This is a genomic window from Campylobacter sp. CNRCH_2013_0671h, from assembly GCF_025773055.1.
Taxonomy (GTDB): Bacteria; Campylobacterota; Campylobacteria; order Campylobacterales; family Campylobacteraceae; genus Campylobacter_D; species Campylobacter_D lari_D.
Genome location: NZ_JAKMTG010000001.1, coordinates 168,306 through 190,367 on the forward strand (window position 1 = coordinate 168,306; position 22,062 = coordinate 190,367).

A 22,062-nucleotide genomic window follows, 5' to 3' on the forward strand; every position below is an offset into this window, starting at 1 on the left:
TTTGAAAGGACTTTTTCAATGAATATAAATTTATCCAAAAATCACCTCACGGGGGGGGGGATACGATAATTTTCGTTTTAACTCAAACACTTTAAACCCTTTAAAAAACTATAAAAACTTTAATCTATTAAAACTTTCCCTACTCACTATACTTTCACTAAACTCTTTAGAAGCTGCCACCCAGGCAAATTATGATAAAACTTCTAATGCTTATGTAATTAAAAAACACCATTATAATAATAATGATGTCTATGATTATAATCTTGATACATATAAACTCTTAAGTGGTAAAAACTTCTATGGTCAAATGGCTAGCAATAAAAACCTTTCAAATATTACTTTAATTTATGATAATCCTAAAAACAAAGCTCATGAAAAAATGAATGATTTATATTTTAAACAAGACATACTCACTCCAAGTATTAAAGAAGATATTTTTGTAGTTAATGGCTTTCATAGTTCTAACTCAGCTAATACTACCCTAAATCAAATCAGCTATATACCTTTTTTAGTTTCAGCCTATACCTTTAATGCAAAAGCAAATAATAATACCTTAGTATTAAAAGCAGGGGAATTATCTTCAGTATATTATTTAAAACCTACCGATAAAGAAGTAATTAATCCTAAAGCTAGTGGCTTAGATAATAAATATAATTTTTTAATCACTCCAGCCATAGCAAGAAAAGGTGAAGCAAGCAATAACACTTTAAATTTCTTAAAAGATGCCTATGTAAATATGGGTGTTGAAAACACCTATACCTTACCTTTAAATGGTGCTCCTTATATCTTAGGTGCTTTTGGGGTTGATGCTAATACTAATAATAATACTGTGATATTAAATAAGGGAGTAAAGATAGACTTTCATACTACTCCTTATAAACAAAGCACTTTAGGGGATAATATTTTTGATGAGAGAATGACTCATGTAGTAGGAGCTTATACTTATAATGCTAATGCTAAAAATAATAAGGTTATTATAGATGGAGCTTCTTTATTAGTCCATGGTCCAAGTGGAGCATATTCTACTTCAGCTGCTACTCACTTAGGTGGAGCTTTTGTAGATGTAAATAATAATCAAAGCTATGAAGTAAGCAATAATAGTGTAATTATTAATGATTTAAAACTAGATTTAAGAGTGGATACTAAAAATACTCCATTAGCATACAATGCTATTTTAGTAGGAGCAGTTTATGGGGGTAAAATCATACAAGGTAATGCTTATAAAAACACCATAGATATAAAAGATTTACAAACCTTATTAGCATTAAATACCAATATAGAAGTAAAAGCACTCTTAGACTTTTATGCAGGTATAACTAATAATGGCATAGCTAATGATAATAATATTAATATTACTCTTAAAAAGCCATTTGAGATTAATTCTAATTTTACAGGTAAAAATGAGTTTAATCTTTATGGTGGAGTAGCTACTAAAGGAGCTAGTAGAAATAGTATAAATATCAATGGAGACTTAACCAAAGGACTTACCACTGAAAATCATCAAGATAAAATTCAAATCACAGCAGCACAAACTCTAAGTTCTAAAGCAAATAATAACAATATTGTTATTAAAAACTCAAATATAGCTATGCCTTTATACTTATATGGAGTTAGTAAGGTTAGTATAGATAATAAAGATTATTATGCTAGTAGTGCTAATGCTAATAGTATAGTTTTAGATAATGTAAAATCAGGTAGAAACCTCACTGCTATTATAGAAGCTGATAATTTAGAAAAAAACACTATAAAATATAATATGGTGCAATCTTTATCCAATGCTTCTAATATAGATAAAGGTTCTAAAATCATTTTAAGAGCTAATGAAAATGCTAATGATAATACTTTAAATATTAAAGATTATTCAAGTGCAGCTAGTTCTAATGTATATATTATTAATGCAAAAAATGAAAGTGCTAATAATACTTTTATCTTTGATAATTTAGCCCTAGGTACAGCTTCTGATAAAAGAGAAGGGGAAATAATAATTAGTGCAGGTATAGCTAAGAATACTCATGATAATTATACTCATATAAATAATTTAAATATAGATGAGTATAAAAACAACAAAGCTATATTTATAAGCGCTTCTGGAGTATATAGTGAAAATGATAAAAGCTATAATAATACTTTATATCTAAGCGGTAATACTAATATTTTTAACAATACCAATATAGAAGTATTAGCAGGAAGTTTTTTACAAACTAAAAAAGACAATAACTTTGTATCAAAAGTTCTAACACATAAAAATGGTACTAATAATCATTTAGTATTAAATACAAATATAAAAGCAAATACTATTAATAACTTTGATCATTATAGCTTTATCTTAAAAGATGATACTAAGGCTTATTTAAATGCTAAAGAAGCTATTCATCTTTCTAAAGATAGTTCTATTAATGTATATACAAACAATAATGTAAAAAATAAAAGCTTTATTTTAATGCAAAGTGAAAAAGGCTTTGTAGATGCAAATAATAAACACTTAAATCAAAAAGACTTACAAAGCTTATTAGAAACTATCACTAAAAATAATCAAAGCTTACATAAAAATATTAAAGCAAAAGTTCAAAAAGCTAAATACACTCTAAGTGTAAGTAAAGATGCAAAAAGCATAGTAGTGAATTTAAATTAAAACAATGCACCAAAAGGATTAATTATGAAAACACATAAACTATCAAATCACATCATACTCTCAGGTATAACTGTATCAATGCTATTTTCTCCACTAATGGCTTTACCTAGTGGAGGTAAATTTACTCACGGGACTAGTGGAACTATAAACAAACCAAATGACAATACCTTAAATATTAATGGACATGGAACAAATTCAGTCATACAATGGGGTGGTGGCTTTAGCATAGGTAAAGGTGAAAGTGTAAATTTTAATGGAAACAATAAAAACTACCTAAACATTGCTCATGGAACAAGTAAATCTACCATAGAAGGTGTATTAAATGCAAAAGGTAATAATGTCTTTTTAATCAATCCTAATGGAGTAATCATTACTAAAACAGGAACTATCAATGCTAATCGCTTTGTGGCTTCGACTTCGTCGATGGGTGATGAGGATATACAAAAGTTTGCAAAGATGCAAAAATTTGATGATGGATTAACTTTTTCACCGGTGTTTAAACCACAAAAAGCAGGCAATGTAGTTAATATGGGTAATATTAATGCTAATAATGTATTACTTATAGGGAATAAGGTCTTAATGCAAGGATATTTGAATACACAAGATAAAACTTTTAATCAAGTTACAGCTTTAGATAAGGATAAAAAAGCAAATATTCATTTGGTTGGTAATGAGGTACATGCTGATATTGCTACTTTTAAAGATATAGGAAAACTAGCTATTACTGCCAAAGATAAAGGATCTTTATACTTAAATGCTAGTGGGTATTACTATAACCCAACTTCATTTAAAAATTTTAACTATGAAAGAAAAAGCTACAATAATGCGCAAGATCAGCATGGCAAGCCAATTATAATTCATCATAATGAAAATAATTTCATTAATGTAAAATATGTAGGTATAGGTTCTGATGTAGATTGGTGGCATTTTGCTAAAGGGTGGAATGAAAATGAAGATTTTAGAAATATAGCTAGCGAGTATAGACTGACTAATGATATAGATTTTAAAGGTAATCAGGGTAAAGGCAAGGAAGGAAAAGATTGGCAAAACTATGCTAATTATTGTATAGACGGGTATGGTTGCACTAATATGATAGTAGGTTTTAATGGTGATAGTGCTTTTACTAAAACATTTGATGGTCAAGGATATACGCTTAAGAATATTAATATAGATACGACAGGATTTGTAAATAATAAATCTGATATTTATGTAGGTATATTTGGCATAGCAGATGGGGCTAAATTTAAAAATATTAATGTAGATTATATGGGTGGTGGAATTCAAAATAAAGATGTTTATTATATAGGTGGTTTTGTAGGATATATAGACAATGGAAATTTTTCACAAATATCTTTGAAAAATATCAAAAATTTTAACAGCGATAACGGATATATTTATTATGCTGGTGGTTTTGCAGGATATATAAACAATGGAAATTTTTCAAATATATCATTAAGTGAAATAGGAAATTTTTACAATAATAGCCTAAGATACAATTATACTGGTGGTTTTGCAGGATATATAACAGTTGGAACATTTAAAAATATTGATTTAAATGCTATAGAAAATTTAAACAATAAGATTAGTAGGGGCTATTATGATACTTACAATTATACTGGTGGTTTTGCAGGAATGATACGCAACGGAAATTTTTCAAATATATCATTAAGTGAAATAGGAAAATTTTATAATATTCGAAATGATAATGCTATTGTAACATCTTTTGTTGGCGGTTTTGCAGGATCTGTAGACAATGGAAATTTTTCAAATATATCATTAAGCATCGTGGATAGTTTTGATAGTATAGCAGATAACTTTTATGCTGGCGGTTTTGCAGGATCTATAGGCAATGGAAATTTTTCAAATATTTCTTTAAATAATATAGAAAATATTGGTACTGGTGGAAATGTTCATTCTTATGCTGGCGGTTTTGCAGGATCTATAGGCAATGGAAATTTTTCAAATATTTCTTTAAATAATATAGAAAATATTGGTACTGGTGAAAGCACTTTTCTTACTGATGCTGGTGGTTTTGCTGGGAAAATTTACAAAGGAAATTTTTCAAATATTGTTTTGAATGGCATAAGTAATATTATTGGTAATTTTGGACACAATACTGATGCTGGTGGTTTTGTGGGAAGTATCACAGGAAATGATTTAAAATTTAATAATATTTTTTTGTATTTTAATTCTGGAGCAGAAATTGGTTCAAAACGTGCAGCTGGTAAATTTGCTGGATATATAAATAATATAAAAGTTGATGGCATCCACATCTATCACCACGAAAACGATTTAACTAATGCAACTGCGGATCAAGATTATTGGAACGACTTTAATAATGGCTATATTTCAGATAAAATCAATATCCACACTTACAAAGATGAAACACAAGGGTATAGTGACTTTGAAAAAGCTGTGATAGATAGTTTAGCTAAAGAAGGGTTGCATAAAGATAAAAACGGGAAATTAATTTTTACAACGGATTTCGAAATAGAAAAGCCAACCAACCCTACAGATCCTACAGATCCGAGTAATCCTGATGTTATCTTAGATAGCGATGATTTGTATGTTGATGTTGTTGAAGATATATTAGATGATATATTAGATGGTGATTATACTGTTAGTATAGATGATCTTGGAAATATTATCTTTAAAGAATCTAGTCCAGATGGTGATAGAGTTATTACTTTAAAATCCATTTATGAAAGTTTAGAATTTTTAGAAGAGCTTTATAAACAAAAAGGAATGCAAGATAAGCTAAAAGATATTTATGCAAAATATACAAAAGCTTTGGAATTAAATAATTTTCTCTTATCTATCGTGCAAAATGATATAGATAAAGCTAAGGAAAATATCAATAAATTCAATTTTTTACTTAAAGAATACAATACAGTGTTGAGCATATATAATGATTATGTGGAAAAGATAAATAAAGGTCAAATGAGTATTACTGATGATAAATTTGTAACCGCTTTAGCAAAATTAAATTCATATGCTAAAGATTTGATTTCTTATAAAGAGTATGTTGATGGAGTAATTGTTAAATTAAACAATAAATACGATATAGAAAAGAATTATGGTTATACAAATTTTAAATTCACGGATATTTTTGCTTCTTTGAATTTTTCACACAACTTGCAAAATCCTGATGTAGATAATCCAAATAAACCAGAATTACCTGAAACAGATATGGAATTTGAACAAACAGCTTCGCTTAATTTAATAGGTGATAATGCTTTAGATGATGATGATGAGAAAAAAGAGATAGATGAAACCTCTTTAGCTCAAAAAAATAAAACCTGCATAGTTAGCGATAACTATAAAACCATGAATCCATGCATAGTAAGTGGAATGTAGTTATATACACTAGGATTTATCCTAGTGTATATAACGAGTATATTAATGAATACTCGTATTAAATAATATTTTGATTAATCAATAATAAATATTAAAAAATAAAAACTCTTAAAATTTAAAAAATGAATTAAAAGGAAAAAATAAGTATGAAAAAACTTTTACTTAGCACTATAGCACTTAGCTCTTTAGTCTATGCTAATAATGGAAGTATTACCATAGCTAAAAATGATATAGAAAAGGTTATAGAACTATCCCCTGATAGAAACCTCCCTCAAAACAAAGCTATCAAAGAAAATCTAAAAACCAAAGATGATTATAAAAAAGCTCAAGAAGCTAAAAAAGACTTTGAAGAAAAAAAGAAAGCCTTAAAAGAAAAATTTAATCAAGAAGATAAAACTAATGAGGAAGCTAACAATCAAACTAATAACAACACTACCAAATTAAACAATCAAACCAATACCAACAATAATACAAGTAACCCAAATAATCAAACAAACAATAATTCTAATAACAACTCTACTAACTCAAGTAATCAAACTAATACTACCACCACTAAACAAGTAATAACCAAATACAAATTTGTTATCACTAATGAAAACACTAGCTTTGAAAAGCTAGGTATTAAAGAAGAAGATTTACAAATACTCATTAGTGAGTTTAGCACTAGAAAATTTAGTTTGCAAGATTTACAAGATATATCTAATATTATTGCTTATTATTTCCAAGTTAATGGCTATCCTGCTGCAACAGCTTATGTACCCCAACAAGAATTTGAAGATAGTGTGCAAATAAACATAGCCTTAGGAACATTAGGTAAGTATATAATAAAGAATAAAACTACTATAAAAGATCATTTTATTGAAAGTAAGCTTAATGAAAGAATCAAAGGTAAAATCATCTCTACTAAATTAATAGAAGATAGTGTGTATAAAGTCAATGAAATGTATGGCATTCAAACCCTAGCAGGCTTACAAGCAGGAGAGAATGTAGGAGAAACTGATATAGTTATAGAAGTAGTTCCTGATACTAAGGCTAATGTATTATTATATAGTGATAATTATGGTATTAAAAGCGCAGGGGATATTAGAGCTGGTATCAGTATGGGATTTAATTCTATATTTAATATGGGAGATTATTATAATTTTTACTTACAATCAAGCAATGAAAAACAAATCAACTATGGAGCAAGTTATACTTTCTTTTTAGGAAATTTAAAAATTACTCCAAGTATATCTCAAGGTTCTTATTCTTTAGGTGGAGATTATGAAGGCTTAGGTTTTAGTGGTACTTCTAGAAATTTTGGTATAGACTTTTCTTATCCTGTATGGATTAATACTAATTCATCTTTATACTTTACTTCAAGTATTTATCATAAAATACTTAGTGATGTAACCTTAGATCTTTTAACCTTTGATAAAAGTTCTAATGTAGGTAGTATGGGTTTAGAAGGTTTATTTAGAGGCTTTGAAAATAATACCTTAAGTTATAGTGCTAAGATAAGTATAGGTAAAGTTAATGATGATGGTACTACTATATTTGGAGATACCTCTAAAAGTGGAGGTAAAGGCTTTGGTTGGTTTAGAAAACTCAATGCTAGTTTGAATAATTATTATAGTATTAATGAGTATATTACTCATACTTTAAATATAAATTATCAAAAGGTATTAGGGAATTTTGAATTAGATTCTTCTGAAAGTTCATCTTTAGGTGGAGCTTATGGGGTAAGAGCTTATGATAATGGAGAGGGAGATGGAGATAATACCATAGTAGCTAACTTTGGTATAAGAATAAATATACCAAATACTAATTTTTATTTTACTCCCTTTTATGATGTAGGTTATGCTTGGTATGAAAAAGCTTCAGGGGATAGATTAGCAGATGAGCATTTTTTAGATGCAGTAGGCTTACAAATACTTTATAATAAAGCTAATGAGTATTATATAAAGCTTGATGCAGTTAGAGCATTACATCAATATAAATACGATGATGAGCATAGAATGAAATTATATTTAAGTGGAGGGGTGTATTTTTGAGATTGCAAGCTGTTTTAGCTTGCAATTGAAATTAAACATTAAATCTAAAATGCATTACATCGCCATCTTGTACGATATAATCTTTCCCTTCAAGGCGTAGTTTTCCTGCTTCTTTAGCACCACTTTCGCCTTTGCAAGCGATATAATCCTCATAAGAAATTACTTCAGCTTTGATAAAACCTTTTTCAAAGTCATTATGGATCACGCTTGCTGCTTTTGGTGCTTTCCAACCTCTTTGTATAGTCCATGATCTAACTTCTACTTGACCTGCTGTAAAATAGCTAATCAAGTTTAGCTTTGAAAATGCTGTGCGTATAACTACTTCAAGTCCGCTACTTTCTATACCTAAAGATTTTAAAAATTCATAATTTTCTTCATCGCTTAAAGCTATCATTTCTTCTTCTATTTTAGAGCAAAGTTTGATTACTTCATGGCCTGATTTTGCTGCAAATTCTTTAAGATCTTTTACAAATTCATTATCTTCTAAAAGCGAATTCTCATCTACATTTGCTCCATATATCACTTCTTTAGCTGAAAGCAATCTTAGTTCTTTTATAAGAGCATGATAGACTTCATTTTTATTTGGAAATGAACTTGCACTGTTGTTTTGATTTAAATGCTCTAAAAGTTCATTAGCTAATGCCAAGGTTTCTTTTGCACCTTTTTCATTGGCCTTTGCACCTTTAGTGAGTTTTTCTATTTTTTTGCTAAGTTGTTCTATATCTGCTAGTATAAGTTCTGTTTCTATGATTTGTACATCACGCACAGGATCAACACTGCCCGCAACATGGGTGATATTTTCATCATCAAAACAACGCACAATATGTAAAATCATCTCTGTTTCGCGTATGTTAGATAAAAATTTATTACCCAAACCCTCACCTTTGCTAGCTCCTGCTACTAAGCCTGCTATATCAACAAATTCTATATTTGAGCGTATAATTTTTTGTGGATTAACAATTTTTGCTAGTTCTTTTAAGCGATGATCAGGCACAGGTACCACTGCTTTGTTTGGTTCTATGGTGCAAAATGGATAGTTTGCACTTTCAGCATTTTGTGCTCTTGTTAGAGCGTTAAAAGTGGTAGATTTTCCAACATTTGGAAGTCCTACTATACCAACTGATAAACTCATTTTTGTTTCCTTGAAAGATAAAGTAAATATGAAAGGCACATTCTAACACCTGCTCCGGTTGCACCAAAATTATGATAACCCCAAGCTTTTTCTAAATAAGCTGGTCCTGCAATGTCTAAATGTAGCCATTTGTCTTTGTATTCTTCTCTAATGAAAGAATTTAAAAATAATCCCGCAGTAATGGCTCCGCCATAACGACTTGAAGAGGTATTACTAACATCTGCTATGTTTGATTTTATAAGCTCTTTTAAGTGCGGATTAAAATGTAAAATAGTAGCTAAATCTCCACTTTTTTTACTTATTTTATAAAATTCATTTTGCAAATCTTCATTATTTCCCATGATGGCACTTGTGTATTCTCCAAGTCCTACTACGCAAGCTCCAGTTAAAGTAGCAAGATCTATTAATAAATCAGGTTTTAGATCTTGAGCAAGTGAAAGACAATCTGCTAAAACTAATCTTCCTTCTGCGTCGGTATTTCTAACCTCTATACTCACACCTTCTCTTGAAATAAGCACATCATCAGGTTTATAAGCATTTCCGCCTATCATGTTTTCAGTTGCGCCGATGATAGAATGAACTTCTATATCAAGGTTTAACTCACTTGCACCTTTGATAATAGCCATTGCAGCCGCACCACCGCTTTTATCTGATTTCATCGTTAGCATGTAATCAGCAGGTTTTAAACTAAGTCCACCACTATCATAAGTTAGCCCTTTACCTACAAACACTACTTTCATTTTTGGATTTTGTGGTTTATAAGAAAGATGAATGAGTTTTGGGGGATGAATTGAAGCACGATTTACTGCTAAAAATGCTTGCATTTTTTCTTGCTCTAAGAAATCGCTTTCATAAATTTTACATGAAATATTAGAATTATTTTGGCTCAGTTCAAGCGCATCTTCGGCCATTTTGGCAGGAGTGTAAATTTGTGGGATTTCATTAACGATATTTTTTGCAAAATCACAAGCATTTGAAAAAATTTGACCATAGTTTATACCTATGCAAGCCTCTTCTAGGTTGTATGTTTTATTATTAATTTCATCTTTTGCAATGAAGATATTTTCTAATTTGCTTGGTGTTTTTTCTTTTTTGTATTTGTTAAATTCATAAGCACCAAAAGTAAATCCTTGAATCATAGCATTAAAGCTATTTACTACACATTTTCCTATGACACTTTTTGTTTTTACGCTTCGAATTTCAAGTTTTTTTAAAGCTTTGTATGCATTTGCAAAAGCAAGCCTTATATCTTCATATTCTAAGCTTTTAAGTTCACTGTAAAGAATTTTATTTTGCATATCTATGCAAATTCCTTCACCTTTATAGCTTGAAAGCTTGAAAAGTTCTTGACTTTGAGTGTATTGTTCTATTTTTTTATCTTGTATTAAAATGATTTCAAAATCAGCATTTATAGAGCCGATATTTTCTTCTATAAAATTAAAAGTCATTTGCGAGTCCTTCTTGTAAGTATTGATTTTTCTATTTGTTTCATTCCTAAAAATAAAGCTAATAAAAAGCCAGCAATAATTGGCACTGCAAAATACCAATGATTTCCAGCCCATTCTACTGCAAGCCAAATTTCTTTTCCAAAAAACCATGCAAGTAAAATAGTTATAGCAGCCCAAGCCCACGCACTAATAAGATTAATAAACGCAAATTTTTTAGCACTATAGCGAGTTAATCCTATACTCATAGGTATAATAGTTCTAAAACCATACATATATCTTTGTATGAAGATAATAGGCCAACCAAAACGCTGTAAAAGTAAATGTGCTATGGCAAATTTACGCCTTTGGGTGCGAAGTCTTTTCTGAATGTATTTTTTGTTATATCTTCCTATATAAAAGTATATTTGATCGCCTACAAAGCCACCTAAGCCTGCTATAAAGATAATAAGTCCTAAATTTACATGGCCTTCATGTGCAAAAATACCTGCTAAAATAAGTGCAAGTTCTCCTTCAAGTATGCACCATAAAAACACAATAATATAAGCCCAATTTTTATAATCATACAAAAGTTGTTTTAAAAATTCTTCCATTTTATACCTCTAAAACACTATAAACAGAAGTTAATTTAGCTAATTCTTTAGCACCATCTAGATCTTTTAACTCTAGTAAAAAACAAGCTTCAACACATTTTGCATTGAGTTTTTCTATAAGTTTCACAGCAGCGATAGCTGTGCCACCTGTAGCGATAAGATCATCTATAAGTAAAACATTTGCTTTTTGATTATTAAAAGCATCGATATGAATTTCTATAGTATCACTGCCATATTCTAAACTATAAGATTCTTGTAAGCATTTTGAAGGTAGCTTTCCAGGTTTTCTTATAGGTACAAAAGGAAGTCTTAAACTAGCGCTCAAGGCAGCTCCAAAAATAAAACCTCTACTTTCTATACCAACGATATAATCAAGCTTTGCGTTTTGATATTTTTCAACTAAATGATCCATTAAAAACGCAAATGCTTCTTTGTTGTTTAATAAAGTAGTAATATCTCTAAAAACAATCCCTTCTTTTGGAAAGTCCTTAATAGCTCTAATGCTATCTAGTAAATATTTTTTATCTTGCTCTTTTATCATAATAATGCCTCTATTTTTGCTTCTAATTCTTTGATTCTTTGTCTTAGTTTTTCATTTTCAATACGATATTGTGAATTTCTTGTTCTAAGAGAGGTTAAGTCTGCTTTACTTTTGTTTAATTCTTCAGTTAAAATATCAATATTACCCAAACTTCTTTGAAGTTGTACTTGTAGTTTTCTAATAACAATTTCAGTATCATCAAGGTTGTTTTTTATAAATTCTTTTGCTACTTTTTCTTTATGAAGCAGGGTTTTATAATAAAGTAGCATAATAGTCATATAAATACTAATACAAATTAATACAGTTAATACAAGCCAACTTAAGATCATAATCTTTCCTCTATTTTGCTAATTCTTGCGCAATGTCTTCCGCCGCTAAAAGAAGTGTTGATAAAATTTGAGATAATTTCAAAAGCCATATCAACCCCTATTAATCTAGCTCCTAGTGCTAAAACATTTGCATCATTATGTTCTCTTGAAAGTTTAGCACTTAAAGATTCATTACACAAAGCACAGCGTATATTTTTATGACGATTTGCTGCTATACTCATACCAATTCCTGATCCGCACACTAAAATTCCAAAACTTTTTTCGTTTATTTTAGAGCTTAATAAATGTGCATAATCAGGATAATCACAACGATCCTCACTAAAAGGACCTAAGTCTTCAAAAGTAATATTTTTTTCTTGTAAAAATTTAGTAATTTCTTGCTTTAAAATAAAACCAGCATGATCACTTGCAATATAAATTTTTTCTCTTAACATTTAACATTCACTTTATCATTTTTGAAATTTAAAGTATTAATTTTATCATATTTAATTAAAATTTTTCTTTCTTATATATAATTATTTTTTTATGTTTTCAAATATTTATTTGATATAATAACAATAATTATTTAAGGTAAAAAATGAAGCTTATTCTAATTGGTTCTTCAACAGGTGGCCCAAGCCAACTAAAGTTTTTACTAAATGATGTAGAATTGAAAGATTGTGCAGTAGTGATTGCTCAGCATATGAATCCTGCGTTTATTCCTTCTTTTGTAAATCAATTTAACAAAGAAGCATTAAGCGAGGTGATTATACCAAGTGATAAGGAAGTTTTGAAAAATAAAATTTATATTTGTCAAAGAAATATGATTTTAAGTGGCAACAATACCTTAACATTAAATACTACAGACGAAACTAGTAGTTTTAATCCAGGGATTGATGTGCTATTTAATTCTGCTGTTAATCTTTGCAAATATCATAAAATTTTAGCTTTGATTATGACAGGAATGGGCGATGATGGTGCTAAGTCTTTGTTTGAACTTTATAAAGCAGGAGTAAGGTGTTTGTGCGAAAATGAGGCAGATTCTATAGTATATGGTATGCCAAAAAAAGCCAGAGATACTAATCCAAATTTAAAACCTATGAGTTTAATAGAACTCAAAAAAGAAATAACAAATTTCATCAAATCGTAGGATAAAAAAGATGATAAAGATTACAGAAAATGAAATGAATGATTTTGTAAAAATCGTAGAGCAAATAAGTGGAAATAACTTAAATGCGAAAAAGGATATATTATCTATTAAACTTCCTAAATTTTTACAAGAATTAGGCTTGAGCAGTCTTAGTGAATTAAATGAAAAAGTGCAGTTTCAAAGAAATTTAAAACAAGAAACTATGGATTTTATTACAGTTTGTGAGACTTATTTTTTTAGAGAATTAGAGCAATTAAAAGATGTGATTTTTTATATAAAATCTCTTGATCGCCCTGTAAATGTGCTTTGTGCTCCATGTTCAAGCGGCGAAGAAGTGTATTCTTTAGCTATTTTAGCAAGTGAGAATTTTGTTAAAGGTATGAATATAGTTGGTATAGATATTAATAAAAAAATGATAGATAAATGCAATGAAATGATTTATTCAGAGCGTTCAGTATCTAGATTAAACACTATGCAAAAAACGCGTTATTTTGATGTAAAAGATAGAATGTATCATCTTAAAAAAGAAACCCTAGCTTGTAGATGCCGTTTTGATCTTTGTAATGTCTTTGATGATTCTTTATTTAAATTTGGAAAATTTGATGTGATTTTTTCAAGAAATATGATGATATATTTTGATCAAGATTTTAAAATAAGACTTATGGAGCGTTTTTATAGGATATTGAATAAAGAAGGTAGAATTTACCCAGGAAAGTCAGATCTTGTGCCTGAAACAGCTTATTTTGAAAAAAACTTTTCAGCAGGTGGAGTTTATTATTCTAAGGTGGATTAATTATATTTTTTATTAAACCACCACCAATAAATTGCTGCAAAGATAAAACATACTCCTAAGCCAAAAGTAAAATGACTTAGTTTTATTCCATAAAATTCAAATAAATATCCTGTTGAAAAAGCAATGATTGCACTAAAGGTTAAATATACCATATCATTGTAAGCAATCACTCTGCCATAATATCTTTTGTCGCAATCATTTTGTAAAAGTGTATAGGTATAGCTCCATAAAGATGAAGTGCAAAAACCAGCCATTACCAAGCCTACAAAAGCAAGATAAAAGTTAAATTGCAAGCAAGCCCAAAGCATTATACCTACACCTTGCGCTAAGTATAAATATACCAAAGTGTTTTTATTAATATAAGGACTAAGCACATAAGGGCCTATAAGTAAAGATATGGCTCTTATGGCATTAGAAAGCCCTATGGCTAGAGGTATGGAAATAACTTTTGCGTATTCATATTCTGCTAAAAGAGTGATTAAAACATCATAAGCAGTTATCCCTACAACCCCATGAAGTAAAATCAAATGAATGATTTTTTTATTATTAAATACATAAACTAAGCCTTCTTTGATTAATATAAAAAGATTATTTTGTGTGGTATTTTTTTCATTAGGTAAAATCAAAGTTTTGAGTATAAGCATAGCACAAAATAGCATTAAAGTATCAGCTATAAAGGCTGGCTTTACTCCAAAAAGATCTATAAAAAGCCCTGCTGCACCCATACCCAAAGCATATGATACAGCCCATATGATACTATGAAGCTCATTGCCTAGTTTTAATTCTTGTGGAGTTAAAATTTTAGGTAAAACTGACATTTCTGTTTGAAAATACATACTTGCAACTGCCATACGAACAAAGGTTAAAAAGTATAACAACCAAAGCATGGCTAAAGAATTTACAAAAATTAACATAAAAATAGAAATCATTTCAATACTAATCATTGTAAGTAATAAATTCTTAGGTTTAAATCTATCTACTATAACCCCATTTATAGGTGCAAGTATAATAGAAGGTAAAAAAACAAAAATAGCTGAAAAACCTATGATATTAGCAGGTGCACCGAGTTCTTTAGTTAAAAGGGTAAAAACACCTACTTGAGAAAACCACGCACCAAAATAACTTATAAATTGTACTATTGCTAAAAGGCGAAAAGTTTTATTATTTTTAAGTAAAGACCTATAAGTCATGAGTATCCTATGAATATATGAAATTAAAGGGCTTGATTATATCGTCTTTAAGATTATTTTACATTTAAATGTTATAATAATCCTTTTTATAAAAAAGGTTTAAGAATGAGTAGATTAAGTAAAAAAGAAGCGTTAAATTTGCTCCAAAATGCACCTTTATATGAACTAGGTGCAATGGCTTATGAGAGAAAATTAGAGCTTCATCCTGAAAAAATAACTACTTTTGTGGTAGATAGAAATATAAATTATACAAATATTTGCTGTATTGATTGTGATTTTTGTGCTTTTTGCAGAAAAGAAAAAGATGATGATTCCTATATTTTAAAATATGAAGAAATAGGGCAAAAAATAGAAGAATTACAAGCTATAGGTGGAACGCAAATTTTATTTCAAGGCGGGGTACATCCAAAACTTAAAATAGAATGGTATGAAGATTTGCTTTCTTATATAAAAACTAATTATCCAACTATTACCGTACATGGTTTTTCAGCAGTAGAGATAGCTTATATAGCAAGAGTTTCTAAAATTTCTATAGAAGAGGTTTTAAAAAGATTACAAGTCAAAGGACTTTTTTCTATACCTGGAGCGGGTGCTGAAGTATTAAGCGATAGGGTGAGAGATATTATAGCGCCACACAAATGTGACACAGTTACTTGGCTTAGGGTGCATGAGAGTGCGCATAATATAGGTATGAAAAGTACTGCTACAATGATGTTTGGTACGGTTGAAAATGATGAGGAAATCATTGAACATTTTGATCATTTAAGAAATTTACAAGATAAAACAAATGGCTTTAGAGCTTTTATTTTGTGGTCATTTCAAAGCGAAAATACTCCTTTGATCAAAAAACATCCTGAAATCATCAAGCAAAGCTCTAATAGATATTTAAGATTGCTAGCTTTAGCAAGATTATATTTGGATAATTTTAAAAATTTACAAAGTTCATGGGTAACACAAGGCTCTTTAATAGGTCAACTTGCTTTAAAATTTGGTGCAAATGATTTAGGTTCAACTATGATGGAAGAAAATGTTGTAGCTGCAGCTGGTGCAAAATATAGAATGAATCAAGAACAAATGATAGAACTTATTAAAGATATAGGGGAATTACCTGCCAAACGCGATACAGCTTATAATATTTTAGAAAGGTTTTAATGTTAAATTTAGACTTTAATGAAACTAAAATAGACATAATATATGAGTATGAAAATGAGCTTCCTGTAGTATTTTTTAAGCTCATTTTTAAAAATAGTGGAAAAATAGCAGAAAAACACAATAGAGGTTGTGCAAGTATGCTTGCTAGGCTTTTAAATGAAGGAAGTAATGATGAGTTTTTTAAAAGCTTAGAATACCGTGCTATAGAGCTTTATGCTAAGGCTAGTTTTGAACATTTTCAAATTAGTATTAAATGCTTGAAAGAACATTTTGATTTTGCTTTAGAAAAATTACAAGAATTGTTTTTAAGTGTGCGTTTTGAAGAAAAAATTTTACAAAGATTAAAAACTTTAGCTTTGGGTGAACTTGCAAGTTTAAATACTGATTATGATTATCAAGCAAAAAGACTTTTGAATAAGAATGTTTTTAAAGATGAAATTTTTGCTAGTGGTCTTGATGGGACTAAAGAAAGCATAGAAAAGATTAGTTTAAAAGAATTACAAGATTTTATGAGTGAAAATTTAGTACTTGATAATGCTTTATTTGTTTTTGGTGGAGATATTAAAGAAGATGAAGTAAAGATTAAAGTAGAAAAAATTTGCCAAATTCTAAAAAGAAATGCCCCAAATCAAAACAAAAGCTACAAGCTCGTTGATGAGAGTATAGAAGTAAGTGAGCAAAAAAGCACTGAGCAAGCTTATATATACTTTTGCTCTCCATTTAATATACAAATTAATGATGAGAAAATGTATTTAGCTAAACTTGCTTTGTTTATTTTAGGTCAAGGTGGTTTTGGTTCGCGTTTGATGGAAGAAGTGCGTGTAAAAAGAGGCTTGGCGTATTCAGCATATGCTATGCTTGATGTAAATTTAAATTATAGTAGAGTTTTTGGGTATTTGCAAACTAAAAATGAAAGTTCTAATGAGGCTAAAGCTTTAGTTAAGGAAGTTTTTGAAAACTTTGTCCAAAATGGAGTCAATGAAAAAGAATTTCAACTAGCTAAACAATTTTTAGTAGGCTCTATGCCTTTAAGGTATGAAAACTTGGCTAAAAGACTAGATATAATGCTAAATGAATATTTGCATGGTTTAAAACTTGGAAATTTAAAAGAAGAAATGCAAAAGATTAAAAACACTAATTTAGATGAGTTAAATGACTTTATCAAAGCACATAGTGAAATTACCAAAGTGAGTTTTGCAAGCATAGAAAATGAAAGTTGAAGAAAAGGACTTAAAACTACTTCATGCTTTAGGGGTTAAAAATTGTATCGATTTGGCTTTGATTTTACCTAAAAAATTTGATGATTTTAGAATTTCAAAGTTTCCAAAAGATACATTTTGCACTCAAAATGTAAAAATTATTAGCACACAAAATCATCACTCCCAACTTTTTATACTTTGTGAATGTTTAGAATGGGGTATAAAAGCAAATATAGTAATTTTTCATCCTAATAAGTGGCATTTTAAAATTTTTAAACATAATGCTTTAATTTGTATCCATGCAAAGATGAATTTTTTTAATGGAATTTGGCAGTTTATAAACCCAAAAATAGTAAAAAATATAGGTCAAATAGTCCCTAAATACCAAATTAGTTCTATTAAAGATGAAAGCATAAAAAAACTTATTTTAAAATATGTCAATGAAGCTAATTTAAAAGCGCTAAATTTAGAACAAAAATATATCAATTTACTTTTGAATTTACACAATTATGATGATTTAATTCTTTATGAAAATTTTAATGCCATAGTTAAAGACTTAAAATATATAGAAATTTTTAATCATTTAAGGCGTTTAAAGGGTAAAAAAATATCACAAAATGCTTATGAAATAGAACTTTTTGATATAAGCTCTTGGCTTAAGGGTTTAGAATTTAGCCCTACAAATGATCAGTTTTTAGCAATAGAAGATATTAAAAAAGATTTGCAAAATAAAGTCGCTAAAAGGCGTGTGGTGATGGGTGATGTGGGTTGTGGTAAGACTTTGGTCATACTTGCTGCAAGTTTGCTAGTATATCCTAAAAAGGCTATTTTAATGGCTCCAACTAGTATATTAGCAGAGCAAATTTATCATGAAGCAAAAAGACTTTTGCCTGATTTTGTTAATGTATTGCTTTTAAAGGGTGGTAAAAAAGATAAAGATTTAGCAAAATTAAAAGAACAAGCCCATTTTATCATAGGTACACATGCGCTCATTCATCAAGAAGAATTTGAAGCAGTTTTAGTGATGATAGATGAGCAACATCGCTTTGGCTCTAATCAAAGACAAAAAATAAGTGAGCTTAGTAAAAACTCTCAATATGCTCCACATATCGTGCAATTTTCTGCTACACCTATACCAAGAACACTTTCTATGATACAAAGTGAGCTTGTAAATTTTAGTTTTATTAAACAAATGCCTTTTAAAAAAGACATTAAAACTTTTTGCATACAAGATAAAGATTTTAAATATTTGCTTAAAAAAATCGACGATGAACTAGCTAAAAATCATCAAGTGATCATCATTTATCCTTTGGTAAATGAAAGTGAAAATATAGATTATTTATCGCTAGAACAAGCACAAGGGTATTGGATAAACAAATACAAAAATGTTTATGTGACTCATGGAAAAGATAAAAATAAAGATCAAATTTTGCAAGAATTTAGAGAAAAAGGCACGATTTTACTTTCTACGACTGTGGTTGAAGTGGGAATTTCTTTACCAAGATTAAGCGTGATTGTAGTTGTTGGGGCTGAAAGACTTGGGCTTGCTACCTTACATCAGCTTCGAGGTAGGGTAGGTAGAGTAGGGCTTGAGAGCTTTTGTTATTTATATACTAAGCAAAAAGAAATTCCAAGTCGTTTGCTTGAATTTGCTAAAACTTTAGATGGGTTTAAAATAGCTGAGCTTGATTTAAAAAACAGGTTAAGTGGGGATTTGCTAGATGGTAGAGTGCAACATGGAAATCACTTTAAATTTTTTGATTTTGCAGATGATGAAGAGCTGGTTTTAAAAGCAAAAGAAAGTATTAAAAATATGGAAGAAAAAAATGGATAAACATTTTGAAATTTTGATTTCAAAGGGCGAAAAGAAGTATTTTAAGAAAGGAAATATTTTATTTTTTCAAGGTGAAAAAGCAAATAAAATTTACATTTTACTAAGTGGAAAAGTGCGTATATACAAGGTGAATGCAAAAGGTTTTGAGCTAACACTACACGCTCTAACTCCGGTGAATTTTATAGCTGAAATGCCTGTGTTTGAGGGTATTGATTACCCAGCCAATGCAATTTGTGAGCAAGATTGTGAAATTTGTGTTTTTGATTTTAATGAATTTAAAAAATTATGCTTAGAAAATGGAGAATTTAGTTTTTTACTTTTGACTTCTTTAATCGGTAAAATTCGAATTTTAGAAAATTTTATCAGACAAAAATCTTTGGATTTAAAGTCAAGATTAGTCGGCTTTTTACTAGAAAATGAAGAAAAGCTACAAAATTTAAAACAAAAAGAAATCGCTGTGATTTTAAATTTACCCCCAGAATCTTTGTCGCGTTTTTTAAAAGAATTAAAACAAAATGAGCTTATTTGCACAAATAAAGGTAAAATAGTAATTTTAAATAAAGAAAAAATGCAAAATTTAATTAAGTCTTTTTAAGTCTTATTTGTTACAATATTATATTTTAAAGTATGGATGGTTTCATGGATTTTGATTTTTTAGTCAAGTTTAGCCCTATGTTTATACAAGCTTCTTGGCTTACATTAAAACTTGCTATTTATGGGGTGTTTTTTTCATTTTTAGTAGGTTTATTTTGTGTGGGAGTGAGTTATTTTAAATTTTCCTTTTTAAACACAATTTGTAAAATTTATATAGAATTTTCAAGAAACACACCTTTGCTAATCCAACTTTTCTTTTTATATTATGCTTTACCTGAATTTGGAATTCAACTTAGCTCTTTTGCTTGTGCTGTGATAGGACTTAGTTTTTTAGGTGGTTCTTATATGGCTGAAAGTTTAAGAGCGGGTATGGAAGCGGTTAAAAAACAACAATATGAATCAGGACTTTCTTTGGGTTTGAGTAAATGGCAAAATTTCCGTTATATTATTATGCCTCAAGCTTTGGGTATAGCTATGCCAAGCATTAGTGCAAATATCATTTTTTTACTTAAAGAAACTTCTGTAGTAAGCATTATTGCTTTAGCAGATTTAGTATATGTGGCTAAAGATCTTATAGGGCTTTATTATAAAAGTAACGAAGCATTATTTGCTTTGGTGCTTTGTTATTTGATCTTGATTTTACCTTTATCTTTAGTGTTAAACCGTATAGAAAAAAGGTTAAATTATGTTTGAAATTTTAAATCAAGATACCTTTTTTAGACTAGCGCAAGGTTTAAAGGTTACTTTAGAGCTTTCATTGATTAGCGTTTTGATTTCACTCATAGGAGGAGTATTTTTTGGAATTTTAATGCATTCTAAAAACAAATTCCTTTATGTTTTTTGTCGTTTTATGCTTGAGTTTGTGCGTATTATGCCTTTGATTGTTTGGCTTTTTATAGTGCATTTTGGCTTGGCGAAATGGTTTGGATGGCATTTGAGTGCTTTGGGTTCAAGTATTATTGTTTTTAGTATTTGGGGTGTGTTTGAGATGATGGATTTGGTTAGATCATCTTTAGCAAGTATACCAAAACATCAGTATGAGTCAGGACTTTCACTAGGTTTTAATAAATTTGAAGTTTATCTTTTTATCATTATACCTTTATCTTTGAGAAGATTATTACCAATGAGTATTAATCTTTTTACAAGAATCATCAAAAGCACTTCAGTGATTTATCTAATCGGTGGTATAGAGCTTATTAAAGTAGGTCAACAAGTGATTGAGCTTAATTTATTTCAAAATTCTTATGCGGCTTTTGTGATTTATGGTTTGATTTTATTGATTTATTTTATACTTTGTTATCCTTTGTCAGTATATTCAAAGTTTTTAGAGAAAAAATGGAGCTAATATGAGCATTTTAAAAATACAAAATTTACAAAAATATTATGATGATCATCATGTTTTAAAAGATATTAATTTAGAAGTAAATCAAAAAGAAGTAGTGGTTATACTAGGTCCAAGTGGTTGTGGGAAATCTACACTTTTAAGATGTATTAATGGCTTAGAAGAAATGGCTGATGGAGCTATTTTAGTAGATGATGAGAAAATTGATAAAAATTATAAAAAATGGACTCAAATTCGTCAAAAAATAGGTATGGTGTTTCAATCTTATGAGCTTTTTGATCATTTAAATGTTGAGCAAAATATACTTTTAGGACCTTTAAAGGTGCAAAAAAGAAAAAAAGAAGAGGTTTTAGAAGAAGCAAAATACTGGCTTGATAGAGTAGGACTTTTGCATAAAATAAAAGCTTATCCTAAAGAATTAAGCGGTGGACAAAAGCAACGCATAGCCATAGTTAGAAGTCTTTGTATGAACCCTGAAATCATGCTTTTTGATGAAGTTACAGCAGCACTTGATCCTGAAATCGTGCGTGAAGTTTTAGATGTGATTTTAAATTTAGCAAAAGATGGTATGACTATGCTTATAGTTACACATGAAATGGGTTTTGCAAGAGCAGTTGCTGATAAAATAGTTTTTATGGATGATGGTAAAATAGTAGAAATTTCAAATCCTGATGAATTTTTTGAAAATCCAAAGACAGATCGTGCGAAAAAATTTCTCAATTTGTTTGATTTTCATCGTTAATTTTATTTTTTTAAAATATTTATTT

19 protein-coding genes are annotated in these 22,062 nt (G+C 29.1%); 12 read left to right on the top strand and 7 right to left on the bottom strand.

Translation table 11 applies throughout. The features are described from left to right. Positions 1-307 precede the first annotated feature (307 nt). From L8X97_RS00860 to L8X97_RS00870, 3 genes are all read left to right on the top strand, one after another. Positions 308-2,632: a hypothetical protein gene (locus tag L8X97_RS00860; RefSeq protein WP_263662403.1), complete on the top strand. Its 2,325-nt coding sequence runs from the start codon at positions 308-310 to the stop codon at positions 2,630-2,632. A 24-nt stretch (positions 2,633-2,656) separates the two neighbouring features. Continuing rightward, positions 2,657-5,989, top strand: a complete 3,333-nt coding sequence (locus L8X97_RS00865; protein WP_263662404.1) for a filamentous hemagglutinin N-terminal domain-containing protein — start codon at positions 2,657-2,659, stop codon at positions 5,987-5,989. Between the two features lie 146 nt (positions 5,990-6,135). Continuing rightward, complete coding sequence (locus L8X97_RS00870; RefSeq protein ID WP_263662405.1) at positions 6,136-8,022, top strand: ShlB/FhaC/HecB family hemolysin secretion/activation protein; 1,887 nt, start codon at positions 6,136-6,138, stop codon at positions 8,020-8,022. A gap of 31 nt (positions 8,023-8,053) precedes the next feature. On the opposite strand, the gene ychF is transcribed toward L8X97_RS00870, so the two are convergent. The 6 genes from ychF to rpiB are packed head-to-tail and all read right to left on the bottom strand — an operon-like array spanning position 8,054 to position 12,496. Further along, positions 8,054-9,154 carry a redox-regulated ATPase YchF gene (ychF, locus tag L8X97_RS00875; RefSeq protein WP_263662406.1) on the bottom strand — a complete coding sequence of 367 codons (1,101 nt, stop codon included), beginning with the start codon at positions 9,152-9,154 and terminating at the stop codon, positions 8,054-8,056. Continuing rightward, complete coding sequence (locus tag L8X97_RS00880; RefSeq protein ID WP_263662407.1) at positions 9,151-10,602, bottom strand: leucyl aminopeptidase; 1,452 nt, start codon at positions 10,600-10,602, stop codon at positions 9,151-9,153. The genes ychF and L8X97_RS00880 overlap by 4 nt, the downstream gene beginning before the upstream one ends. Next, positions 10,599-11,192: a DedA family protein gene (locus L8X97_RS00885; protein WP_263662408.1), complete on the bottom strand. Its 594-nt coding sequence runs from the start codon at positions 11,190-11,192 to the stop codon at positions 10,599-10,601. Before L8X97_RS00885 ends, L8X97_RS00880 begins: the two co-directional genes overlap by 4 nt. Position 11,193: 1 nt before the next feature. Next, a complete protein-coding gene (apt, locus tag L8X97_RS00890; RefSeq protein WP_412175234.1) occupies positions 11,194-11,733 on the bottom strand; it encodes an adenine phosphoribosyltransferase in 540 nt (179 codons plus the stop codon). Next, complete coding sequence (locus L8X97_RS00895) at positions 11,730-12,062, bottom strand: hypothetical protein (RefSeq protein WP_133318965.1); 333 nt, start codon at positions 12,060-12,062, stop codon at positions 11,730-11,732. The genes apt and L8X97_RS00895 overlap by 4 nt, the downstream gene beginning before the upstream one ends. Beyond that, on the bottom strand, positions 12,059-12,496 hold the full coding sequence (gene rpiB / locus L8X97_RS00900) for a ribose 5-phosphate isomerase B (RefSeq protein WP_133318964.1): 438 nt from the start codon (positions 12,494-12,496) through the stop codon (positions 12,059-12,061). Before rpiB ends, L8X97_RS00895 begins: the two co-directional genes overlap by 4 nt. Positions 12,497-12,639: 143 nt before the next feature. On the opposite strand from rpiB, the gene L8X97_RS00905 reads away from it, so the two are divergent. Together L8X97_RS00905 and L8X97_RS00910 are read left to right on the top strand one after the other, a co-directional pair. Then, positions 12,640-13,191 (top strand): CheB methylesterase domain-containing protein, encoded by a 552-nt coding sequence (locus L8X97_RS00905; protein ID WP_133318963.1) that lies wholly within the window; start codon positions 12,640-12,642, stop codon positions 13,189-13,191. 1 nt (position 13,192) lies between these two features. Further along, on the top strand, positions 13,193-13,984 hold the full coding sequence (locus tag L8X97_RS00910) for a protein-glutamate O-methyltransferase CheR (RefSeq protein WP_318529830.1): 792 nt from the start codon (positions 13,193-13,195) through the stop codon (positions 13,982-13,984). Here the strand turns inward: L8X97_RS00910 and L8X97_RS00915 are convergent. Then, the gene (locus L8X97_RS00915; RefSeq protein ID WP_133318961.1) at positions 13,981-15,174 is read right to left on the bottom strand and encodes an MFS transporter; all 1,194 of its coding nucleotides are present in this window, start codon (positions 15,172-15,174) and stop codon (positions 13,981-13,983) included. The genes L8X97_RS00910 and L8X97_RS00915 overlap by 4 nt on opposite strands. Positions 15,175-15,279: 105 nt before the next feature. Between L8X97_RS00915 and L8X97_RS00920 the strand changes: the two genes are divergently transcribed. From L8X97_RS00920 to L8X97_RS00950, 7 genes are read left to right on the top strand one after another with little or no spacing between them, the layout of a single operon-like run. After that, positions 15,280-16,326: a dehypoxanthine futalosine cyclase gene (locus L8X97_RS00920; protein WP_263662409.1), complete on the top strand. Its 1,047-nt coding sequence runs from the start codon at positions 15,280-15,282 to the stop codon at positions 16,324-16,326. Beyond that, the gene (locus L8X97_RS00925) at positions 16,326-17,546 is read left to right on the top strand and encodes a M16 family metallopeptidase (RefSeq protein ID WP_263662410.1); all 1,221 of its coding nucleotides are present in this window, start codon (positions 16,326-16,328) and stop codon (positions 17,544-17,546) included. The genes L8X97_RS00920 and L8X97_RS00925 overlap by 1 nt, the downstream gene beginning before the upstream one ends. Beyond that, a complete protein-coding gene (recG, locus tag L8X97_RS00930) occupies positions 17,536-19,359 on the top strand; it encodes an ATP-dependent DNA helicase RecG (protein ID WP_263662411.1) in 1,824 nt (607 codons plus the stop codon). The genes L8X97_RS00925 and recG overlap by 11 nt, the downstream gene beginning before the upstream one ends. Beyond that, positions 19,352-19,954 carry a Crp/Fnr family transcriptional regulator gene (locus L8X97_RS00935; RefSeq protein WP_263662412.1) on the top strand — a complete coding sequence of 201 codons (603 nt, stop codon included), beginning with the start codon at positions 19,352-19,354 and terminating at the stop codon, positions 19,952-19,954. Before recG ends, L8X97_RS00935 begins: the two co-directional genes overlap by 8 nt. 44 nt (positions 19,955-19,998) lie before the next feature. Beyond that, the gene (locus L8X97_RS00940; protein ID WP_133318956.1) at positions 19,999-20,646 is read left to right on the top strand and encodes an amino acid ABC transporter permease; all 648 of its coding nucleotides are present in this window, start codon (positions 19,999-20,001) and stop codon (positions 20,644-20,646) included. After that, complete coding sequence (locus tag L8X97_RS00945) at positions 20,639-21,298, top strand: amino acid ABC transporter permease (protein ID WP_133318955.1); 660 nt, start codon at positions 20,639-20,641, stop codon at positions 21,296-21,298. Before L8X97_RS00940 ends, L8X97_RS00945 begins: the two co-directional genes overlap by 8 nt. A gap of 1 nt (position 21,299) precedes the next feature. Beyond that, positions 21,300-22,037 carry an amino acid ABC transporter ATP-binding protein gene (locus tag L8X97_RS00950; RefSeq protein WP_133318954.1) on the top strand — a complete coding sequence of 246 codons (738 nt, stop codon included), beginning with the start codon at positions 21,300-21,302 and terminating at the stop codon, positions 22,035-22,037. Positions 22,038-22,062: the final 25 nt, after the last annotated feature.

What these genes read in the sequence shown, in the direction of transcription:
- L8X97_RS00860 (WP_263662403.1), top strand. Translation starts at nt 308, where the DNA reads ATGGCTAGCAATAAAAACCTTTCAAATATTACTTTAATTTATGATAAT.
- L8X97_RS00865 (WP_263662404.1), top strand. Translation starts at nt 2,657, where the DNA reads ATGAAAACACATAAACTATCAAATCACATCATACTCTCAGGTATAACT.
- L8X97_RS00870 (WP_263662405.1), top strand. Translation starts at nt 6,136, where the DNA reads ATGAAAAAACTTTTACTTAGCACTATAGCACTTAGCTCTTTAGTCTAT.
- ychF (WP_263662406.1), bottom strand. Translation starts at nt 9,154, where the DNA reads ATGAGTTTATCAGTTGGTATAGTAGGACTTCCAAATGTTGGAAAATCT.
- L8X97_RS00880 (WP_263662407.1), bottom strand. Translation starts at nt 10,602, where the DNA reads ATGACTTTTAATTTTATAGAAGAAAATATCGGCTCTATAAATGCTGAT.
- L8X97_RS00885 (WP_263662408.1), bottom strand. Translation starts at nt 11,192, where the DNA reads ATGGAAGAATTTTTAAAACAACTTTTGTATGATTATAAAAATTGGGCT.
- apt (WP_412175234.1), bottom strand. Translation starts at nt 11,733, where the DNA reads ATGATAAAAGAGCAAGATAAAAAATATTTACTAGATAGCATTAGAGCT.
- L8X97_RS00895 (WP_133318965.1), bottom strand. Translation starts at nt 12,062, where the DNA reads ATGATCTTAAGTTGGCTTGTATTAACTGTATTAATTTGTATTAGTATT.
- rpiB (WP_133318964.1), bottom strand. Translation starts at nt 12,496, where the DNA reads ATGTTAAGAGAAAAAATTTATATTGCAAGTGATCATGCTGGTTTTATT.
- L8X97_RS00905 (WP_133318963.1), top strand. Translation starts at nt 12,640, where the DNA reads ATGAAGCTTATTCTAATTGGTTCTTCAACAGGTGGCCCAAGCCAACTA.
- L8X97_RS00915 (WP_133318961.1), bottom strand. Translation starts at nt 15,174, where the DNA reads ATGACTTATAGGTCTTTACTTAAAAATAATAAAACTTTTCGCCTTTTA.
- L8X97_RS00920 (WP_263662409.1), top strand. Translation starts at nt 15,280, where the DNA reads ATGAGTAGATTAAGTAAAAAAGAAGCGTTAAATTTGCTCCAAAATGCA.
- L8X97_RS00925 (WP_263662410.1), top strand. Translation starts at nt 16,326, where the DNA reads ATGTTAAATTTAGACTTTAATGAAACTAAAATAGACATAATATATGAG.
- recG (WP_263662411.1), top strand. Translation starts at nt 17,536, where the DNA reads ATGAAAGTTGAAGAAAAGGACTTAAAACTACTTCATGCTTTAGGGGTT.
- L8X97_RS00935 (WP_263662412.1), top strand. Translation starts at nt 19,352, where the DNA reads ATGGATAAACATTTTGAAATTTTGATTTCAAAGGGCGAAAAGAAGTAT.
- L8X97_RS00940 (WP_133318956.1), top strand. Translation starts at nt 19,999, where the DNA reads ATGGATTTTGATTTTTTAGTCAAGTTTAGCCCTATGTTTATACAAGCT.
- L8X97_RS00945 (WP_133318955.1), top strand. Translation starts at nt 20,639, where the DNA reads ATGTTTGAAATTTTAAATCAAGATACCTTTTTTAGACTAGCGCAAGGT.
- L8X97_RS00950 (WP_133318954.1), top strand. Translation starts at nt 21,300, where the DNA reads ATGAGCATTTTAAAAATACAAAATTTACAAAAATATTATGATGATCAT.